Annotated in this window: 1 protein-coding gene; it reads right to left on the minus strand. The window is 77.2% G+C overall.

Annotated elements, in window-relative coordinates:
- Positions 1–92: 92 nt before the first annotated feature.
- On the minus strand, positions 93–1,679 hold a 1,587-nt coding region (locus D8M29_RS12015; protein WP_238693415.1), incomplete at its 5' end, for an AMP-binding protein.

Consider the following 1,679-nt stretch of genomic DNA (forward strand, 5'->3'; position numbering starts at 1 on the left):
GGCATGTACCGGGACGCGGTACGCGACTTCTGGCGCGGCGAGCCCGGCACCCTCGGCGAGTTCGCCACCCGCCTGACCGGCTCGGCCGACCTCTATGAGGGGGACGGGCGCGGCCCCGGTGCGTCCGGGCCCTTCCCCCCGCCCCACGCGCGCGTCACGCTGCGCGACGTCGACCGCCGCACCGCGGCCCCCGGCAGCGGCTCGAGGGCCGCGCGCACGGCGGAGGCCAGCGCGGTCGGGGCGAGGCCCTGCTTGGGCCGGCCGTCCCGGTGGTGACCCGGGCGCCGCGCCGGGCGCGTGGCCGGCACGGCCGCCTCCACGACGACGACCACGGCCTGCGTGCCCCGGGGCCCGACGCCGACGACGGCGCTGCGTCGCACCGGCCCGAGCGCGTCGACGGTCTTCTCGGGCCCACCCGGACCGACCGGGCCCTCGGGCGTGGTGATCACGTGCTGGAGCCGACCCTCGAGCCAGACGCGGCCCTCGGCGTCGAAGTGGCCGACGTCGGCGGTGCGGTGCCATACCCGGCCGTCCCGCCGCCACAGCCCGTCGCGCTTGCTCTGCTGGTCGGTGTGCCAGAGCGCGTCGTAGCGGTCCTTCAGGTGGGGGGCGCTGACCACGATCTCGCCGAGGACGCCGTGGCCCCGCGCGGGGTCGAGGATGACGTCCTCGGCGCTGCCGTCCTCGAGCAGCGGCGCGATGGCCAGGGACACCGTGGGCAGCGCGGAGCCCACGCAGACGCCCTCGTCGTCGGCGGCGCGCAGGCGCTGCACCTCGGCGCCGTCGATGTCCGTGAGCAGCAGCCCCTCGGTCATGCCCCACGGCGTGTGGACCCGGGCGTTCGGCATCAGGTCCGAGACCTGACGCATCAGCTGCGGGTGCACGGGGGCGCCGGCCGAGAGCACGAGACGCACGGCGTCGAGCGCCTCGCGCCGGGGCGCGTCGAGGCCGTCGGCGGTCGCGACCACGTTCGCCAGGGCGGCGGGGGAGGCGAACAGCACGCTCGACTGCCCGGCGATCGCGGCGTCGGCCAGCTTCTGCGCGGTGAGGGTGGCTGGCTGGGTGACATCCATGTCCGGGGAGACGGACGCGGCGCCGAGGGCGGGTCCGAGCAGCGCGAACGGGGCGAAGCCGGCCAGCAGGGAGCCGCCCGGGCGGATGCCCAGGGTGCGGGAGATCAGCGCCACGAGGCGGCCCAGCCGCTCGTGCGTGTACACGACGCCCTTGGCCGGGCCCGTGGAGCCGGACGTGAACAGCACCGCGGCGTCCGCGTCCAGGGCGGGCTCGGGCAGCACGGTGCCGTACTCGTCGACGGCGTCGCCCGTGGCCGGGTCGCGGTGGCGGTCCACCATCGCGTAGAGCGAGTCGGAGACGTCGAGCAGGCGGCGCTGGGCGGCGCCCGGCTCGGTCACGGAGATCCGGGTGCCCGGCCAGGACTGGGCGCGGGCCAGCGTCAGACCGGGGGTGCGGCCGATGATCCAGCGGGGGCGGGCCGACTTCATCGCCCGGGTCATGCCCTTGACCCCGAGGCCCTGGTCCGCCACCACGGCGACGGCGCCCACGCGCAGCACGGCGTACAGGGCCGCCGACAGGTCGCGACCCGGCGGCACGAGCATGGCGACCCGGTCGCCCGGTCGCATGCCCGCGGCCCACAGCCCGGTCGCGATGGCCGAGACCAT

It is taken from the genome of Micrococcus sp. HSID17227 (genome assembly GCF_003989405.1).
Classification (GTDB): Bacteria; Actinomycetota; Actinomycetes; order Actinomycetales; family Micrococcaceae; genus Micrococcus; species Micrococcus luteus.